The 19,414-nt window shown below is 57.9% G+C and carries 15 protein-coding genes; 2 read left to right on the top strand and 13 right to left on the bottom strand.

Annotated elements, in window-relative coordinates:
• Positions 1-9: 9 nt before the first annotated feature.
• The 3 genes from NI000_RS22130 to NI000_RS22140 form a co-directional block, all read right to left on the bottom strand.
• Positions 10-1,023 carry a FecCD family ABC transporter permease gene (locus NI000_RS22130; RefSeq protein WP_253413580.1) on the bottom strand — a complete coding sequence of 338 codons (1,014 nt, stop codon included), beginning with the start codon at positions 1,021-1,023 and terminating at the stop codon, positions 10-12.
• Positions 1,020-2,069: a FecCD family ABC transporter permease gene (locus NI000_RS22135; RefSeq protein ID WP_253413581.1), complete on the bottom strand. Its 1,050-nt coding sequence runs from the start codon at positions 2,067-2,069 to the stop codon at positions 1,020-1,022. Before NI000_RS22135 ends, NI000_RS22130 begins: the two co-directional genes overlap by 4 nt.
• 61 nt (positions 2,070-2,130) lie before the next feature.
• Entirely contained in the window at positions 2,131-3,156 is a 1,026-nt protein-coding gene (locus NI000_RS22140; protein ID WP_253413582.1) for an ABC transporter substrate-binding protein, read from the bottom strand.
• A 234-nt stretch (positions 3,157-3,390) separates the two neighbouring features.
• On the opposite strand from NI000_RS22140, the gene NI000_RS22145 reads away from it, so the two are divergent.
• Positions 3,391-5,043, top strand: coding sequence for a stalk domain-containing protein (locus NI000_RS22145; protein WP_253413583.1), 1,653 nt, complete (start codon positions 3,391-3,393; stop codon positions 5,041-5,043).
• 91 nt (positions 5,044-5,134) lie between these two features.
• Here NI000_RS22145 and NI000_RS22150 read toward each other — a convergent pair whose 3' ends face one another.
• The 10 genes from NI000_RS22150 to NI000_RS22195 form a co-directional block, all read right to left on the bottom strand.
• The gene (locus NI000_RS22150; protein WP_253413584.1) at positions 5,135-7,189 is read right to left on the bottom strand and encodes a septation ring formation regulator EzrA; all 2,055 of its coding nucleotides are present in this window, start codon (positions 7,187-7,189) and stop codon (positions 5,135-5,137) included.
• Between the two features lie 168 nt (positions 7,190-7,357).
• Positions 7,358-8,377, bottom strand: coding sequence for an AI-2E family transporter (locus NI000_RS22155; protein ID WP_253413585.1), 1,020 nt, complete (start codon positions 8,375-8,377; stop codon positions 7,358-7,360).
• Between the two features lie 279 nt (positions 8,378-8,656).
• On the bottom strand, positions 8,657-9,691 hold the full coding sequence (locus tag NI000_RS22160; protein ID WP_253413586.1) for a hypothetical protein: 1,035 nt from the start codon (positions 9,689-9,691) through the stop codon (positions 8,657-8,659).
• Between the two features lie 193 nt (positions 9,692-9,884).
• The gene (locus tag NI000_RS22165) at positions 9,885-11,285 is read right to left on the bottom strand and encodes an ATP-binding protein (RefSeq protein WP_253413587.1); all 1,401 of its coding nucleotides are present in this window, start codon (positions 11,283-11,285) and stop codon (positions 9,885-9,887) included.
• A gap of 3 nt (positions 11,286-11,288) precedes the next feature.
• Positions 11,289-12,164 carry a tetratricopeptide repeat protein gene (locus NI000_RS22170; protein WP_253413588.1) on the bottom strand — a complete coding sequence of 292 codons (876 nt, stop codon included), beginning with the start codon at positions 12,162-12,164 and terminating at the stop codon, positions 11,289-11,291.
• Between the two features lie 19 nt (positions 12,165-12,183).
• On the bottom strand, positions 12,184-12,630 hold the full coding sequence (locus tag NI000_RS22175) for a hypothetical protein (RefSeq protein ID WP_010493105.1): 447 nt from the start codon (positions 12,628-12,630) through the stop codon (positions 12,184-12,186).
• Between the two features lie 109 nt (positions 12,631-12,739).
• Complete coding sequence (locus NI000_RS22180) at positions 12,740-13,888, bottom strand: acyl-CoA dehydrogenase family protein (protein WP_301292642.1); 1,149 nt, start codon at positions 13,886-13,888, stop codon at positions 12,740-12,742.
• Positions 13,889-14,054: 166 nt separating this feature from the next.
• Positions 14,055-14,993, bottom strand: a complete 939-nt coding sequence (locus tag NI000_RS22185) for a DMT family transporter (protein ID WP_253413590.1) — start codon at positions 14,991-14,993, stop codon at positions 14,055-14,057.
• A 175-nt stretch (positions 14,994-15,168) separates the two neighbouring features.
• Positions 15,169-15,636 (bottom strand): DinB family protein, encoded by a 468-nt coding sequence (locus tag NI000_RS22190; RefSeq protein WP_253413591.1) that lies wholly within the window; start codon positions 15,634-15,636, stop codon positions 15,169-15,171.
• 48 nt (positions 15,637-15,684) lie between these two features.
• Positions 15,685-17,154, bottom strand: a complete 1,470-nt coding sequence (locus NI000_RS22195) for a glycosyl hydrolase (RefSeq protein ID WP_253413592.1) — start codon at positions 17,152-17,154, stop codon at positions 15,685-15,687.
• 223 nt (positions 17,155-17,377) lie between these two features.
• Between NI000_RS22195 and NI000_RS22200 the strand changes: the two genes are divergently transcribed.
• The gene (locus NI000_RS22200) at positions 17,378-19,369 is read left to right on the top strand and encodes a methyl-accepting chemotaxis protein (RefSeq protein ID WP_253413593.1); all 1,992 of its coding nucleotides are present in this window, start codon (positions 17,378-17,380) and stop codon (positions 19,367-19,369) included.
• Positions 19,370-19,414: the final 45 nt, after the last annotated feature.

A 19,414-nucleotide genomic window follows, 5' to 3' on the forward strand; every position in this document is an offset into this window, starting at 1 on the left:
AAATATACCTCATCGTCTCGACTGACGCCAAAGCAGATACAGAAAATAAGGGCCGCCGACGGCCGAAACGACCAGTCCGGCGGGAACTTCCACCGGCGGTACGAGCCCCCGGCCGAGCGCGTCTGCGACGAGAACGAGCAGCCCGCCAAGGAGAGACGCCGTGGGGATCAAGATGCGATGACGCCCCCCGACAAGCTGTCTGGCGGCATGCGGCACGATCAGTCCGACGAACCCGATGGTGCCCACCACGGCTACGGCCGAACCGGTCAGCGCGACAGCCATCGCCAGCAGAGACGCCCGCAGAAGCTCGACTTTGACACCGAGTCCGAGGGCTACCGGGTCCCCGAGACGGATCACGTCCAGATGAACAGCCAGCAGCCAGGCGAGCGGAAGGAGGAGCAGCATCCAGGGCAGCACTTGCAGCACCTGGTCCCATGACCTGCCCCACAAGCTTCCGCTGAGCCAAATAAGCGCCGTGTTCACGTTGGGCGTGGCCCGCGACACCAGCAGGTGAACGCCCGAGGAACAAAACGCGCTGACGGCCACCCCCACCAGCGCCAGCCGGATGGGAGCGACGCCTCTGCGGTAAGCAAGCAAATACACGGCAAATGCGGCGGCGATACCGCCGCCAAAGGCCGCTGCCATGAGCGCGGAAGGTGCAGACAGCGGAAACAACAGCGTTACGATGACCGCAGCCAGCCCCGCGCCTCCCGTAATGCCGAGCGTATCGGGAGCGGCTAGCGGATTGCGCATGACGCCTTGGGCGATGACGCCCGCAACGGCCAGACCGGCACCGGCCAGCAGCGCCAGCGCAATGCGGGGCAACCGGTAGTCGAAAATAATCGCAGCCGTATTCGGATCGCCTCGGCCGATGAGCGACGACAGGATCGGCCCGATCCCGAGCTTCGCATCCCCGATGCCGATATTGGCTATGGCAAGAAGCAGGGTCGCGAGCGCCAGCAGGCCGAGAACGCCGGCATTTCGCCGTCTGCCTGCCGCAGCCTGAACATGCTGTCGGTTCATTCGTCGTTCCCCTCCTTGCGCCTGCGGCGGGCCAAATAAATAAAGTACGGCGTACCGATCAGTGCCGTGACGACGCCCACCGGCGTCTCATACGGAAACAGCACGAAGCGGGAGGCAAGGTCCGCGAGCAGCAGCAGCACCGCCCCGAGCAGGGCGGACAGCGGGATCACCGCCCGGTAGTCCGCGCCGGTCAAATAACGCACGATATGCGGCACCATCAGCCCGACAAAGCCGATCGGACCGGCGACGGCTACGGACACGCCGGCCAGCAGGATGACAACGAGCGTGATCAGGCTCCGGGTCTTCCCTATGCGCTGGCCCAGTCCGCGGGCCATATCTTCGCCCAGGCTGAGGATGGAGGCCGAGCGCCCGAGTGCGAAGGCGACGGCAAGCGCGGGAACGCCCCACCAGAGGAGCGTCTGGACGTGCTCCCATTTTCTCCCCGAAACCGATCCCGCGAGCCAGAACAGCACGCTATCGGTTTTCGTTTCGTTGAAAATAAGCAGCGCCTGCGTCGCCGCCGACAGGATCGCCTGGATGGCCACTCCCGTCAGGGCCAGGTTGACCTCCATATGAGCTCCTTTAAAGGCGGAGGCCATCGCGAAAACGACGACCGCCGCTGCGGCTCCCCCTACGAAAGCAGCAGCCACCGTATATCCGCCCGTCACAAACGGATACGTGACGGCCACAAAGACGACCGCCACCGATGCCCCGGCGTTGATCCCGAAGACACCCGGAGAAGCGAGCGGATTGCGCGTCACGGCTTGCATCAATGCACCCGCAACGGCTAAATTCGCCCCGGCGAGCGCCGTGACAACCGTGCGGGGAATCCGGATGTTCCGGATAATACTGTGCGTCCGCGACCCGTCCTCGTGAAGCAGCGCGGTCAGAACGGACGATATCGGCATCGACGTCGAGCCTACGGCAACGGACAGCAAGAGCGCCACCGTCAGCAGCACGAAACCGGCCGCAGCCACCAGAGCGATCCGGGCCGCGCGCCTACGGAGCGCTTTGGTTTCCGTGAGCGGCTGTACGGAATAATCCACTAGTACCCGACTCCTTCGCTATCGAATATGCCGAACTTACGCCAGAGCGTTGAGGCCGAGATCATTTGGCTGCGAATAGCAGCTTATCCGCCTGGTCGATCATCACATTCGCTCCCTGCACACTGCGGCGAAGCGACCAGGCATACCGGTCCACCTCGTATACTTGCTTGTTTTTCACCGCCTTGAGGTCTTTCCACAGCGGATCTTTCTCGATCGGCCGGCCGCCCTCTTTGTCACGCTTGTCACTCTCGGCGGACATCAGCACGATCGTATCGGGATCGATCTCAAGAAGCTGCTCCAGTGTCAAATTGGCGTTCGTCGAGGTAGATGCGTATTTCGAAGCATCCTTCAATGCATACGTATACCCGAACTGCATCAGCAGCTGCGAGGTGAAAAATTCCGGACTGCGCACCGCGATTTCGTTGTTCGTATTGCCGATGAGCAGCACGCTCGGCTTCCCTTGCGGCGCTTTGGCCTGCAGCGCTTTGAGCTTGGTCTTATGAGCTTCGATCACCTTCTCCATCTCGCTTCGTTTCCCGACGGCCTCGGCAACTGTAAGCGCCGTCTTCAGCGTATCGTCGTAATCCGCGTTCAAGTTTTTCAAGGCGATCGTCGGCGCGATTTTGGACAATTCCGCATATACGTTTTTATGCCGGTCCGTATCCGCGATAATCAGATCGGGCTGCAGCATCTTGATCTTCTCCAAGCTGGGCTGCGCGCGGGTGCCTACCGGGGTGTAGCCTTCGATTTTTTTCAGCACCTCGGCAGCGATCAGATTCGGTTTATTGTCGTCGGCGACGCCGGCCGGCTTCACGCCGGTATCCAGCAGCGCGTCGATGAAGCCCAGCTCCAGCACGACAATCTTCTGCGGGGAGCTTGGAACCGGCGTTTCGCCTAGGTCATGCTTGATGGTTAGAGCGGCAGCGGAGCCTGCGTTTTTCGTCTCGGCCGATGCGGATTTCGTCTCTGTCGAAGCCGGTTTGGCTTCGGCCGACTTGTCCGGTGTGCCTTCTTTGGAGCAGCCGAACAGCAAGGCGCTGATCAAGGCGATAACAGCCAGCAGGAAAAGAGGCTTAAGAAGTTTCACGTTATGTATCCCCTTTGCGTAGGTATGATCTTCCGGTCGGCACTCATTATAGCAAATCGCCATTCCAGTGACAATGATAATCATTATCATAATTTTCCGCGACCTTTTCTTCCCACCCTTCGTTCCCGCCATTGTCTGGAGTTTTTTTGAAGAAGGGTTTCCCCCGCAAATGCCGAATAATTTAAGAGAGAAAGTCCGCACCCCTAAAATTCATTGAGTAAGGAGGAATTTCCCTTGAATTCAACCGCCCGCCTGGGCAGATCTCTGATGCTCTTATCCTTGGCGCTGATGCTCTGGTGTATCGGTCTTACGCTTCCCGTGCCCCAAGCCCAAGCGTCCTCCTATTCTTACGAGGCGGCTCCCAAAGGAACCGTCGGCGTCACCAAGCCGAATCTCACGTTTTATTTCGATACCGATTTGGCCTTTGCGCCCTCGTCTTACACCATGACGCTGAACGGGCAGAGCGTGCCTGCCAGTTACGACCATGACAAAGGGACGTTCACGTTTACGCCCGACAAAGATCTCGCGCCCGGAAATTACACCGTGCAAATGTCGATCACCTATCCCGGCTATAAGCCTATCGAGCAATCGTGGTCGTTTACCATAGCGAAAGACGCGGTCAGCCGCTTTGAGGCTCCTACCCCGGAGGACCAGACTGGGCTCTCCGCCATTAACGACTACCGGGTGCTGTACGGACTCCCCCAGCTTCAGATGAACGAGCGGCTTTTCGCTATGGCGAAGGCGCATGCGAAATATTTGGATGCCAACAAAATCGCCCAAAGCGAAAAAAGCCAAGAGAGCCTGCATGATCAGAACCCGAACAAAACCGGATTTTTCGGTCAATCGCCGCTGGAGCGCGCCGCTTACTACGGGTATTCGGCCAAGCTCGGGGAAGATGCCGCGTATCACGTGGGATCGATCGGCGAGACGGTCGACGTGCTGTTCGACGCGCCGTACCACCGTTCTCCGTTCTTGAACCCGGATGCCAAAGAAGTCGGTATTGCCAAAGTGGGGGATTACACGATCATCGAATTCGGCTTCGGAACGAGCGACTCCTCGCCCATCGTCGTCTCGCCGGCGGACGGGGAACGGTATGTGCCAACGTCCTTTGACGGGAACGAAGCTCCAGACCCGCTGCGTATGCATACGAGCGGCAAATACCCTGTCGGCTACCCGATCATGGCTCAATATTTCGGCGAGAATGTGGACAAAATCAAGCTGCTGAGCGCCGAACTGACCGATAATGCCAAGCAGAAGATCGACTTGTTCACGAATTCACCCGAAAACGATGACAAATTGACCAATGCCGTCATTCTGCTGCCGCGCAAGCCGCTGCAAGCAGATCAGACTTATCTCGTCAAGCTGAGTCTGCAGGTGACCAAAAAAGACGGCACTACGACCACCGAGTCGAAAGAATGGAATTTCACGACGGAACCGGTGCCGCAGCTCGGGAAAACGAAGCTGCACCGGAATGCGTCCGATTACCTCAAGCAGGCGGTCACCGTCCTGCCGATTCAGCGTAAAGCAAGCTTCGGGCTGGATGACAGCAGCTATTCGGTCGACGGCGTCTCCTTCCCGATGCAGCGGACGCCGGTCATCGTCGACGGCTCCTCGTACTTGTATATCCGCGACTTGGCCGCGGCGCTCGGAGCGAACGTGGAATGGGACGAGCAGCAGCGCGCAGCCGTGTATACGAAAGGAACGCTTAAGGTCACGCTGCACACGACGAAAAACGCGTACGAAGTGAACGGCGACCTGCGGCAAACCGATACGCCTGCCCGGCTGGTCGGCGACAACACGATGGTCCCGGTGCGACTGCTGGCCGAAGTGCTGGGGGCCAAGGTAGATTACGCCGAAGCTACGCGGACGGTCATGATTACTTACTGATAGGGGCGGCCCTGTCAGAACCGGACCCATCCATGCAAAAGACACCGCATCCTGCCACAACAGGAGCGGTGCCTTTTTTTTCATGCGCACTCTATTCGTCTTCGTCTCCGCTATCCCCTCCGCCGTCATCGTCATCGGAACCGCGGGAAGTGCGGGAGGAGCTGGAAGAACCGGAAGAACCGAAGAAGCCCGAGCTTGAGCTTGAAGCGCTTGCCCGGCGTGCCGCCGCTTCTCTTCTTTCTTCGTCGATTTCCCGCTGATACAGCCGTTTCATCTCGCCTACGATTGTATCGATATCATGGCATTCATTGACAGCTTCGATGTAACGGCCTCCGGCAATAAGGCCTTCGACGCGCTGAATAACGGATGTATAAGGACCTTCAAACCTTCGAACCTCGATCCTGGATCTTACCTTGGCGCGTGTAGACCGGTAGCTCGATTGCGCTCGATTGAGCGCTTTCTCCGCCTGCCGTTTCTGATCCAGCCTCTGATTGACGGTTCCGGCAAACTGATTCGCGAGATCGGTTAAGCGGACAACGTGCTGCTCAATCGCTCCGAGACGATAAGGCGGGACGAGCAGCCGCTGATTCAGCTCGTTATTTAACGAATCTGCCCTTGCGAGCACCATGTCGATCTGGTCCGCCACGAGGAAGCGCAGGCTGTTTTGGTTGACCTGCTTCACTGCGACGTCAAGCGCCGACCACGCCTGCTCCTGCCTGCTTTTCAAGCTGCCGTAGGCCCGGTCCAACTGCTCGATGGCGCCGCGGCAATTCCGCTGCATCTCCTCGGCCTCGCGCAGCCGTCCAAGCATGTCATCCAAGGAGCTTCTGGCGGTATCGTAATCCTGGTGCTCGTCGTCGGATTGCCGTTGCACCTCGGGCAACTGCTGTTCCATCTGCTTCACATGCCGATCGATTGTCCCGTAACGACTCCACATGTCCTCCCAATGCTCTTGAGCATAGCATTGGCGCGTTCTCGCAAGCGCCGGCGCGAGCGCCGCGTCCGTTGTCCGGTATTCCCACAGCTTCTTCTGCACATGCTGAATGTCCTTCGGGTTCTGCCGCCGGAACGCTGCATGCCGCTGCGTCATCTCGACCGCAGCCTTTACAAGACCGCTGACTTGCGCGGCGGTGGCTCTGACCCGTTCAAGGCTGCCGGCCTTGAGATTTTCCAGCATGTCCTCGGACAGTCTCCGGGCCTCGGCAAGGCTCCCGTAAGGATCGATATGAAGCAGATTCAGACGATGCTCTTCCACAAGCTTCTTCACTTTGGCCTCAGCTTGGTCCAAGCGGCCCGGGAAAGCCTGGTATTCGTTCAGATAGACGCCAATGTCCTTCACGTCCCGGCTGATGCTTTGCAGCCGGGCCTCGGCTTGCGACGCGATCCGCTGCGCTCCGACCGGGTCGGGCCGCGCTGTATCGGACGCTTGCTGCAGCTCTTGCCGGAGCCGCTCCAGCTCTTCGTACGTTTGATTCAGCGGAAACGCAAGCTCCGCCGTCCGGCTCTTCGCCTCGGCTTCTACGACGGCGCGCTGATCAGCAAGCCGCTGAAGCCGCGGCGACAGGGCTTGGGCCGCTTCCAGCACGCGACGAACCTCGGCACGAACCTCCTTGAAAGACGCCCTCAACCGCTTGAGTTCGCCCTTCGAATCACGAATAAACCGTGAGAGCTTAATGAAGCGGAGAAAAAAAATCTTCGTCTCCGTTAACACAGTCAATCTCCGGCTGACGGCCACCGTCAAATTCGCCAGCCGCTCGTCCGCCTGCTTCACGATCGTTTCGGTATTTCCCTCTGCATTCCCTTCGTAAGGTCTTAACTCCTCCGCTGCGCTCATCACGTTCACCAGCAGCCGCTGCGCCCTGCGGCGAAGCCATCCGACCCTCAGCTTGTAGACAAGCCCGCAGCCGAGCACAACAAGTAAAACCGGTACAGTAACCAGCACCAGAAAGAACGTGCCGGCGGAGATGGTAATCTTCCCCGACTGCGCGGCATCCACCGGAGCAGGAACCGCAGTCGGCGGCTCCTGAGGCTTCTCTGCGGGCGGCTGCACCGCCTGAGCAGGCTCGACCGGAGCCGGGTCGGCCAGCGCGTTCTGGTGGATCAGCAAACCTAGCGCCAGCAGGACGCCGAGCAGTAATTTTTTCATCCTTCCACCTCATCCGCATCGGTGCTTTTAGGAAGATTATACTAGAAACGGCGGCCGCCCAACATCCTTTTTTGTCGGATTATGGCACTTTTGGAGCAACAAAAAAGGCACCCGGAGGCGCCTTGTCTTAAGTTCAAGTTTTATGGCTCTACCCAACCGGCTTCCCGCTCATCCCTTGCCCGAGCGTTCGTCCACGTTCACATCAAGAATGTCCAGCAGGAAGACGAACACCGGAATCCCGATAATGAGCCCCCATACCCCGAAATAGTGCTCGGAAAAGATGAGGATGATGAACGTGTAGAACATCGGCAGATTCGTTTTGGACGACATCAGCTTCGGGTTCAGGAAATACCCTTCCAGGAAATGCAGGACGGTAATCATCACGATCACATAGACGACCATCAGCAGGCCGCCCAGCGTATAGCCGATAATGCAGAGAGGAATAAGCGAAATAATAACGCCTGCCACCGGAATCAAGCTGAGCAGGAACACCATGATCGACAGCGCGAACAAATACGGATACCCCAGTATCCATAACCCAATCGCAGTAAAAATCGTATTGAACACGGCGATCAGCAGCTGTGCTTCGATCACCTTGCCGAAGGAAAGCACGAACTTCCGGCCAAAATACTCCAGCTCGTTATAGAGCCAAGCGATTTTGCTCGTTTTAAACTTGGAGGTGAAGCGGACGATGCGGTTTTTTTCCAGGATGAAGAAGAGGCTGAGCAGCAGCGCGAAAATAAACGTCGTTCCCCAGTTGCTGATCTTGAGCACATATTCGAAGCCTTGCTTTACATACGATTGCAGGTTCAATTCCTTTAAGATGCCGACAATCCATCTGGACAGCTCGTCATCCGGCTGAGGCGAGTTCATCAACGTAAACACGACGTCATACAGCTGTTTGATTTGGACGATAACCTTAGGCAGATTGTAAGCAATCGCCCAGCCCAACAGGCCGCAAATGATCAAATACAGCAAGATCACGACGGTCTTGCTGTTGATCCGGATGACGCGGTTCAACTGTGCCGTGACATACCCTTGCAGACGGTACATGATGAAGGTGAACAGGAAGGTCAGCAGCACCAAATTCAGCATATCCCGAATTTGGAACAGCAAAAAGCAAACTATGAGCAATATGGCGAATCTTCTTACCGTCAGGTTGGTAAACATCGTTTTAAGCCATTCCATACATCTAATCTCCTGTCGCCGCCGGAATAAGGAATTAAACTTCCCATGCAGTATACGAAGCAAAGGGAACGAAAGTTTCAGGGAACCGCGCCCGATTGACATAAATATTTCAAAAGGCAAAAAGAGACAGCATGGGAACGTGTCCCTCTATTGGGCTTACTTGCCCGACGAAAAAGAACACCATAAGATCCCGCTGCCGGCCAACGTGATGATCGCCTTTTTCAAAGGTTTCATTAGCTTTTATCGTCCTTTTTTCGTTTTTTATTCAGTTGTATGTGTTTATCCCGCCCCCGGCTGCTGCTTCGTTGCCTGGAATGCGGCATCGATCCGGCCCCGGAGCCCGCTCCAGAACTTGCCAATATTCCGCTTCGGATCGCCGACGATACTCTCGCCTTTTTTGCCGGGATGGTAGATAACGTCCTTGTTCCGGTTGATCTCCTCCAGGTAATCCTGCACAATCTGCGCCGTCTTCGTATCCGGGTGCTGCTTCACCAGCTGCTCGTAGCTGCGCTTGACCGCCGGAAGCAGCTTCATCGTGCTTTCATCGATGGCATCGTACCGGTATCCGTGAATGTACTGCTCCATATAATCGACATACAGCGCTTTGATTTCAGTCCTTCGATGGCCAGAGGGGTAGCCCGTCAAGTAGTTCTCCGCTTGCAGCATGCGATCGGCAAGCTCGCTGCGTCCGATCAGCAGACGGCCGTCGTCGAAGAACGTCTTGTTCGACTCCGCCGCCCGGATGGCGAGGTAAGCCTGCACATCGTCTGACGCGAAAGAAGCATACGCTTTCTTCAAAGCCTCATAGTCGATTTTCCAATAAAAATCGCCTTCGCCGCTCATGTCCAGCGCGAGCTTCCCTTCGGTTTGCCGCAGGAGCCACTGCTTCATCGTATCGTCGTTTTGGATTTTATTGAAATCGAGAGGAAACCCGAGCTCGCGCAGCTTCTCGGCCGTTCCCGGCTGCTCCAGCATCCGCTTGAAATTGGCGTTCACGCCCGGCAGCAGTTGATCGTAATACTGCTCAAGCCGCAGCAGCATCCTGTCCGCCGTCTTCACGTCGGCCTTCTCCAAGTTGGCGTCCAGAAACGCCGTGATTTCCCGGGCTTCCTTCGCTCCCGAAGCGGTCATGTCCAACTGCTTCAGCAAGTCTTTGCCGCGAACCGGTTCCGAACCGGGCGTCCCCGGCTGCGGGGAAGTCGTCTGCCCTTGTGGCTCCTTCACGATCAACGAGTTGTCGCCGCTTCCGCACCCCGTCATAACCGTCACGACAAGCAGCGCCAGAACAGCCATCCTTCCAGCACGTTTCATCATCTGCACTCCACCTCATGTTGTTTTCTCTACGATTTCAAATGCCATGCGCCGCCTCCTCCCGAGCCGGTTTTACAAAAAAGAGAAGCCCGAACGACGCACAATCGGGCTCCTCTTCCATAGATGATGATAGTAATTAAATGATAGCATTCCGGACTTCCACTTTCAACTTGTTTCGGGGCACGCGCCAAGCCGGTCAAATATGCTTCCCGTGCTTGCGCAAGTACCGCTCGATATCGTTGTACATCCCGCCCTGATTGGCGTATTTGACGTAGTTTTTAGCCGTCCGCAGCCAGTCCAGCGTCGAGGGCTGCACCTCCGCCAGCGCTTCCTCCATATCCCGCATCCGGACCGGACGCTCGACGCCGGTTTCGAGAATTTCCATCAGCACCTGCTCCACCGCACGCTCGCACACGTTCGCGATATCCGCGCCGGAGAAAAATTCCGTCGCTTTCGCCAGCTTAGCCGTATCCAGCTTCTCGGCATACCGCCCCTGCATCTGCAGCGCAAAAATGTGCTGCCGCGCCTCCACATCGGGAGGCTCGACGAAGACGAGACGGTCGAACCGGCCGGGACGCTTCAGCGCATTGTCGACGTCCCACGGCATATTGGTCGCGCCGATGATCAGCAGGTGGTCCGTATCGCTGTCGATGCCGTCCATCTCGTGCAGAAACGTATCGACCAAGCCTCTCGTGAGCGAGGACGATTTGGAGCGGTTGAAGCCGATGGCGTCGATTTCGTCGAAAAACATGACGCTAGGCCGCTGCGCCCGCGCTTTATCGAACATTTCCTTCAGATTGCGCTCGCTTATCCCGATGTACGGATCTAAAATATCCGTAATATGCACCGTAATGAACTTCGCCCGGCATTCTCCCGCGGTCGCCCGGGCCATATACGTCTTCCCGCAGCCGGGAGGTCCGTACAGCAGCACGCCGCCGCCCGTTTTCTTCCGAAACTTGGAGAACAAGCCCTGGTTGAAAAACGGGCTGATGATCTTCATCTGGATCGTTTTCTTCAAGTCCTTGAGGCCCGCCACGTGCTCGAACGTAATGGCCGGAACGTCGGATTTCCGCTCGGGAGCCGGTTCCTTGCCGCCGGCCACCACCTGCAAGCCCGGGTGGACCTTCGGACGGAACGCCGTCGCCTGCCTGCCCGGAACGCTGGGGAAATTCGCCTCGTCCGCCTCGTCTTCGTCAGGCCCGTCTTCCTCCGGCTTTGGCTCCCCGAACATCTCGTCATGCCTGTCCGCACGCTCCTCGGACCGCTCCCCGCGCTCAGGGGCTTCCGACCCCTGGCCGGGAAAGAGCTCCGTTACGGTGCCGCCGGAAGTGTCCGGCCGGCTTTCGGCCCGGGACTCCGCGGGTGACGGAGCGCTTGCCGCCGCGCTCTGCTGCAGCCGCGCCGTCACCTGAGACAACGCGGCGACGATTTCGCTGCGCAGGGCATCGTCCTGGGCATACGTCAGGCCCTTGGAGAACGCCTGAATCGCATCGAGCCAGCGCTCCGCGGCCTCGTATTCCTTGCCGAGCCAGAACCAGGTCTGCGCATCTTCCGGCTGCTTCTGTGTCATTTGCTCCAGCCAATTGATCTTGTCCATACGCTATCCTCGGATTCTCGTTAATAGTTTCGCCAGCGGCTTGGCCGTCCACGAATAGATCAAGTAAGTAAAATACAGAACGAGCAGCACGATCGTCGCCTGCTCCCACCCGATTGCCCGAGTCCCCAGCATCGCGCCGAGGCCGACCACGTAGACGACCATGGGGCCGCCGATTTTTTCGACCAGCCGCAGCGGGACGAGCACCGGATGCCGCCCCCAATCCAGCTCCTCCAGCAGCGCCGCAAGCTCCTTATTCGTCGGGTCGAGCAGGAACGCTTGCCGGAAATGGTCTCGGGCGTCGGTCAGGCGGTCGCGGTACAAGGCATCCAGCCCGAGATGCACTTCGATGGCGATCTGGTCGCCCGACACCTGCATCAACCGCTCGAGCGATTGGATTTGCTGCAAACGGCTGTCCTTCGTCAGCGCGAACATGTAGTGGGAACGCACCACGTAATCGTCCTCCGGGTCCAGCTCAAGCGCCTTCCGCATCAATTGGTCCGCCTTGTCGTGATGCCCCGTCTCCCTCAAGAGCATCGCATAAGACGCATGAACCCGCGCGCTCTCGGGGTTATCGCTGAGTGCATCCAGATACGCCCGTTCCGCCTCCACCCAGCGCTTCGTCTTGGTGTAGACGTCTCCGAGCCATTCGAATACCGCTTCTTTATCGTAACCGAGCACCAGCGCTTCCTGCAGATTCTCCTCCGCTTCGCGATAGCGCTCCAGAGAATAGAAGCAGACGCCGAGATAAAAATAATACTTCGGCTGGCCGGGATTGTCGGCCAATCCTTCCTTCACAAGCTCGATCACTTTGGCGTAGCGCCGCATACCCAAATAATGGTCGATTTTCGAATCCAACGCCCTACTTGCTCTCTCGTCCACGAACCGCAGCCTCCCAGCCTTAAAGTGCGATCAACAGCACGATCGAAACGATTTCGATCCCGGCGGAAATTAGGCACCATACGATCCCGCTTTTCTTGAGCGGCTCGCTCTCTCCGACGGTCAGCATATGCTGCCGGTACGGCTGGCGAAGCGCCAAATAGTACCCGCCGAACAGCAGCAGCTCCGCGGCCCGGGCGATATATTTTACATAAACGCGTTCCAGTTCGATCATGTGGTGAAAATAAGCGTAGTAGAACCCCATTTTGCCAAGATACAGCAGGGCAGCCACGAGGATGAAACCCCTTAAGACGTTCGGATTCACATGCAGCCAGCGGCCGGTCCGGTTCGCCAGCACGGTAAGCGCAATGACGCCTCCGAAAAACGCGACATAGAACAAATTGCCGATATCGTAGGATTTGGTGCGGCGTATCGTTTCCTGCGACAAACTGGCTTCGTACAAACTCACTTCGATTGCCCCCATCGTTCGTTCTTGGTTAGGTTGTGTTTCTCTTACCAATATCGGCTGGGGGCTTACAAAAATTTACCCGAATTTTGCAGGGTCCCGCCGTCTGCGCTTACTCCGCTAACGCACGTGCCGCCAGCCGCTGCAGCGCGACATCGTCCATCGGCGGATTGTGCAGCCCGGCACGGACGTCGCGGTACATCCGCTCCAGCGGCAGCTTGCGGGACAAGCTCGCACCGCCAACGATGCGCATCGCGGTATCGACGATCCGGATCGCATGGTTCGTCGCGACGTACTTGACCAGCCCAAGCTCCGGCTTCAGCGCGGCTCGCCCGGCCTCATCCCGGTCCCATCGGTCCGCCATCGCATACAGCAGCGTGCGGGCCGTGATCAAGTCCGCCTCCATCTGGCCGATCTGCTGGCGGATGTGGGGGAGCTCCGCGATCGGTCCGGGTAAGCTGTTCGGCCGGTAATCCCGGGCGAAGCCGACGGCAAAGTTCCTTGCCGCATGAGCGATGCCGATATAGCAGGCGGGAATGTGAAGCAGCCAGCCGTCGCCGTCGTCGACACGGGGCCTGCCCGAGTCCGATCGGCCGAGCAGCTCGTCCTCCGGCACGAAAGCATGCTCCAGCACGAGGTCGTGACTGCCCGTCGCCCGCATGCCGATCGTATCCCACGTCTCTTCCACCCGGATGCCAGGACCCCGCCGGACGAAAAACACGCCGGTCGCGTCCTCCCCTTCGATTCCAGCCGTTACCGTAAAATGGTTCAGCGCCGGGCTCAAGGTGCTGTAGGTTTTGCGTCCGCTCAGCAGCCAGCCGCCTTCGGTTCGGACCGCCGTCGTCTGCGGCTTGCCGCCCCGGCTCGGACTTCCGGTCGCCGGTTCCGTCCCGAAGTGGTTGATCATCGCCCCCTCGCGCACCACCTCGCCGCAAAACCGGGCGAACAACGCTTCCGGCCACGGCCGGGTACAGCGGAAATGAAGCATCTGCCCGACATGCCAGCCGACCGCCAGCGCCGTCGAACCGTCACCGCGCGCCAAACGCTCCTGGGCCAGGACGAGCTCATAGAGCGAAATCCCATCGCCCCCGTACTCCTGCGGCACGGTTAGCCGAAGGTAACCGCTTTGCCTCAGATCGGCGAAATTGTCAAACGGGAAGCTCCCTTCCCGGTCATGCTCCGGCGCCCGCTGCGCGAAGCGCGCCGCCAATCGGTCCGCCAGCGCGGCAAGTTCAGCCTCACGCTCGCTGCGGATGAACATATCCGAAGGTTGATTTGGGCTCACCTGATGCACACCCCTTTTTACTATTATTCACATGAGAATAATATGCTTTGATGCCGGGTTAGCTTACGGATTTTCTGCGAATGCCCGTCCCGGCTTCTATTCTCCATTATAGTTGGATTTATTTGGATGTCATAGCTGTACGTTAAACTTTCTTGCCCGCATACGAGGAACGGGACGATTGCAATCTTTTATGAGCTCCGGGCGCAAGGAGCGCATAGCCGAAGATGCCCGCGACGACAAGCAGCACGCCGATGCCGTGACGCCAAGTCACCGGTTCCTGCAGAATGAAGAACGAGAGTACGATCGAAGTGACGGGAATGACCGCCGTGAACAGCCCGGAGACCGACCCTGGTACCTTCTTCACCCCGGCATACCACAAGATGTACCCCAGCACGGTCACGACGACCGCATAATACACAATGTACGGCCACTCCCCGGCGGTCAGATGCAGCCCTTCCATCCGTACGACATCGTAAACCGCAAGCGGCAGAAACCACAGAAACCCGAACGTGCATGAGATCGCCGACAGAAGAACCGGACTGTACTTGCCGGAGAGCCCCTTGCCGATGACCGCAAATAACGCCTCGCACACCACGGCGAGGAGGATTAGCAGATTGCCGATCCAGACAGACCGTGTCCCCGTCTGGGCCGTTTCTCCGATGTGCAGGACCGCCACCCCGAGGACAGCGGCGGCGACGCCAACCATCACCGGCGGCGTTAATCTTTCCTTGAGCAGGAGCGCCGAGAGCAAGGCGACGAAAACCGGGGTCGTACTCGTGATGACGCCGCTCTCCGCAGCACCGGTATATTGCAGACCGTACAGCAGGCAGACCGAGAACAGAAACGAGCCGCAGAACGACATGAGCAACATCCGGTATACTTCGCTTTTGACCCATGCGGGCTTCTTTCCGTCCAAAATAAACCACAAGGCGATCAGCAGGGCGGCGGCGATCCCGAAACGGAGAGCGGAAGCAACGAATACGGGTACGGATTGAACGAGCAGCTTTCCGGCAACGACCGAGCTTCCCACGGTCATCATCGATAAGGTCATGGCGGCATAAGCCGCCCAAGGCTTGGACATGGACAAGTTCCTCCTTCTGGTTCACGTGCGGATACTATACCATGCCCTGCCCGCTGCGGTTAGAGCCACTGAACGCCGAATCGAAGGGTACCACTGCGGACCGTCCGGTTTTCCGTCCGGGAACAGACGAAAGGCCGCCCATGGCAAGATCCACTTGCCGGGACGGCCTCTTCGCTTATGCGCCACTTTTTTCTCTGACGAAGGTGATGAAGTCCACATTCACCGGCTCCGCCCCGTTCGCTCTGAGCAAGGCGTTGATTTGGCCGCGGTGGTACTGTCCGTGCAGAACCACGTGAGTCAAAATATCCCCGACCGAATTGTCGAACACTTTGCCGGACTGATTGCCGTAACGAAAAACGCGGTCCCATTCGGCAACCGTCAGGCCTGCCAAATAAGCGGTGTAATCTTCATGATTCCGCTCGGCCGTCCGGCCGCAGAAGTCCAGGTCGGCTTCGGGCCAGACCGTCAGCGCCGAGCTGTCCTTCCCCTGCAGCCGGGTCAGCCAAATCCGTTCCGCCTGCAAGATGTGGGCAAAAAGCCCAACCGCCTTCGGATGGCTGCCAGCCTCCCCGCTTCTCAATCGTTCCAAGATCCGAAGATTGGCCCAATTCAAATGCTCGAACAGCTTTGGAATACTTTGCATGAGTCCCACTCCTTATTCGAAATTAGATTTCCTGCCCTGCCGACCCGCTTAATGCACGGGAACCGGCTGCGGCGCTTCCTTGCGCCCCGGGTACGGATAAGGCTGCGGCGGCTTGCCGTAGACGGTTTGCGAAGGGAATTTGTCCAGCGTGATCACATACGGATGATTGTAGACGGTCCGCAGGTGATGCTCGGCGTTGACCTTCCCGTCCATCAGAAATTTGCCGTTCCACGTGTTGAAATACATCCAGCCGACTTTATTTTTTTTGAGCTGCCGGGGGTCCGGGATCGGGCCGTTCTCCAGATAGGCGACCAGCTTCTTCCCGCCGGTCATGTTCACAAGCGTATCGTACACGCTGAGCAGCGGGCTGTAATCGCCGTCCTTGATATACCGGTCCACCCCGATAATATCGACCTTGTCGTCGCCGGGGTACCAATCCTTCGAATGGATCGTATCGGACGTCGTCCATACCCAAATCAGGTTATCCAGCCCGTGGTAGCCGGTAAACCGGTCGAACATCAAATTGTACAGCCGCTTCGCGGTTTCCGGCCCCTTGGCCCCCCACCAGAACCAGCCTCCCTCCGCCTCGTGCAGCGGACGCCAGACGACCGGGATGCCCGCCTGCTTGAAGCGGAGAAGCTTCTCCGCCATGTCGTCGAGGTCCCGAAGCAGCAAGCGGTGCTCTTCCGTACCCGGGGTCACGGCTCTCGCCGCGTCGAAGGTCGTCTTGGAAGCGAAAAACTCATGTCCCCCCATCGGCGCCGGCCAATGCCATTCTATGGAAACGATCCCGCCGTACTTCGCCCACTCCAGCGCATTGTCGCCAAAATCCGTCGCGGTGAATCCGGCCATGACCGGCAGCCTCCCCGTCACGCGGTAAATATAGTCCATCTCCTCGGAGGAGGTGCGCTGCTGGCCGGACAATATGTTTTTCCCGTAGCGGGATGTCATATAGTTCATCAGAGCCTGCGCTTCGCGCGAAGGCTTCGGTGTGGCGAGCGCGGGCGCTACCTCTGCGATCGCGGGCCGCGGCTGCATGGCTCCGAGCCGAATGTAATCGATGTCGAAGTAACCCCAGTAGGTGGAAATACGGATCTCATTCTCGCCTTCCTCCAGCTGCACCTGACCGAAATCGGTTTCCGTAAACGCTTCCGTCTGCGGAAACAGTTTCTCCCCCGCCGTGCTGCCGTTCACTTCCACATAGTTCGTCTTATCGCCGAAAGGTGACGCGTATCCGATCTTGAGCGGGTAGAACCCGTCCGCCTCCACATTTACCGTAAACCGCACGGCTTCCCCGGCACGCTCGAAGCCCGTGACATAGCCCGTCCCGGAAAACCCGGGCCGTACGGCCGCTATAGCCGTCCCCTCCGTCCGGGCGTCCTCCGCCTCATACAGCATGTCGGGGGGCGCGGCGGCCGCTGCCCCGCTTTCTTTGCCGGCTGCGCCATGCCACAAGCTCAGCGCCAGCATGGCGGCGATACTCATTTTGCCCGCACACGGAATTGCCGTCCATCGCATCTGGGACCCTCCTGAACTTTCCATACTATGAGCTTAGCTTGGAAAAAGCCGGAGCGCAACGAAAAAATAATCGTTCCAATTCTAAAATTTGATTAATTTTTTACTTTCGTACCGCATGTCTATCATTTTGTTTCCTTGCAGCGCCGATATAATAACAAGATGCTTTCGGCCGGAGCCGCAAGATGATCAATTAGACTCGAACTTACAACCGGGAGGAACTTGCATGTTAAAAAAGTGGGTCAATGCTTCAATCCGTATCAAACTAACCGTATTATTACTGGCGCTTTCTTTATTTCCCTTGCTGTGCAGCACCGTCTTTCTGGCCAATTATTTGACAGCGGAAATTAAAGAAGAGACCCGCGACAAAGAGAGAAGCCTGGCCTCATCCAATGTGGGATATATGGATTATTGGGTACGCAAGCGAACGGAACTCGTACAAGAGATGATCACAAAAAATCCGGTCCTCAAATCGGGCAATGTCGAAGCGATCAAACCGGTGCTGAAGGCGTTCGGGGAAATCGACAGCGAGGTCGAATACTATTCCTACGTGGACGTCAACGGAGGCAGCTACAGCCCGGACGGCGGCGTCAGTCAAATCACCGACCGCGATTACTTCAAGCAGGCTCGCGAAACCAAGAAGCCTGCGATCAGCGACATGATCGTGAGCCGCAAATCCGGGAAAAACGTTATCATTTTGAACGTGCCCATATTGAACGATAAGAACGAATTTACCGGGGCGATTTCCGCCGTGCTCAACTCCGAGATTTTGTCCGGACTGACGTCGAACATCAAATTCGGGGATACCGGCTTCGGCTTCCTGGTGACCTCCTACGGCACGGTCGTTACATTCCCCGATAAGGCGGCCGTCGGCAAAAAAGTCGAGGAGGCATTCACCGCAGAGCAAGCGGCGGCGTTCCGGTCGGACATCTTGGTCAACGAGAACGGTATGGTGACCTTCGCAGCCTCGGACGGCGAAAATATCGCCGCGTACGATACCGTGCCTTCTACGGGATGGAAAATTATCACGGTTGCACCGACCGCTGAAGTATACGAAGGAATTAACAAGTCGAGGGTGCTCTCCTGGATTTTAATCGCCGTATTCGTAGTCATCAACACGTTCTTGGCGCTGCTCATCTCCAGAGCAAACACGAAGCCGATCGTGCTTCTGTCCAAGCTCCTTGAGCGGATTGGAACAGGCGATTTCACAACGAGACTCCCGGTCAAGTCCAAGGACGAGATCGGTCAGCTGTCTTACAACATGAATACGATGCTGACTTCGATCGGAGGCATGGTCCAGCAAGCTCATGCGACCGCCGAGCACGTCGCGGCTTCCTCCGAGGAGCTGAACGCGATTGCGGATCAATCGGTCGAAACCTCCAATCACGTCGCCGGGGCGATACAGCAAGTCGTCAACGGCTCGGAGGCGCAAGCAACCGCTGCCGAACAGACGTCGAAGGCGATGGAGGAAATGGCCGTCGGCGTGCAGAGAATCGCCGAATCCTCTTCCAACGTCTCGGAGCTGTCCTTCGCCTCGGCGCAGGAAGCGCGGGAAGGAAACCAGCTCGTCACTTCGGCGATTCGCCAGATGAAGTCGATTCAAGATTCGGTCGGACAGACGGCATCCGATTTGGCGGCGCTCAACGAGCTGTCCCAAAAAATCGGCAACATCGTCGAAGTCATCGCGGATATCTCGAATCAAACGCAGCTTTTGTCGCTCAACGCCTCCATCGAGGCGGCGCGTGCCGGGGAGCACGGGCGGGGCTTCGCCGTTGTCGCCAATGAAGTTAAGAAGCTGGCGGAGCAGGCGAAGCAATCCGCCGACGATATTGCCAGCCTGGTGAAAGAGGTGCAGGGCTCGACCCGTGCGGCCGTGACCTCGATGAATCAAGGGGTTACCGACGTGGGGCAAGGCTCCAAGCTGATCACCGAGGCCGGAGCGCTGTTCCAAAACATTTACGCTTCCGTACAGAGCATTTCGGAGCAAATTCAGGAAATTTCCGCCGCCTCCGAGCAGATGTCGGCAGGAACGGAGGAAGTCAGCGCTTCGATGACCGAGCTGGTCACCATCTCGCAAGGTTCCCTGCAGAACGCGCAGGAAATTTTGGCTGCTTCCGAGCAGCAGCTTGCTTCGATGGAGGAAATCTCGTCTTCCTCCAAATCGCTGAGCTCGATGTCGCAGGAGCTCAACGAAGAGCTGTTGAAGTTCAAGGTATAACTTCCGTCATAATGAGAAAAAGCACCGCCTCCATCCTGGACGCGG

Origin of the sequence: Paenibacillus tyrphae (assembly GCF_024158745.1) — a bacterium.
Lineage (GTDB): Bacteria > Bacillota > Bacilli > Paenibacillales > NBRC-103111 > Paenibacillus_G > Paenibacillus_G tyrfis_A.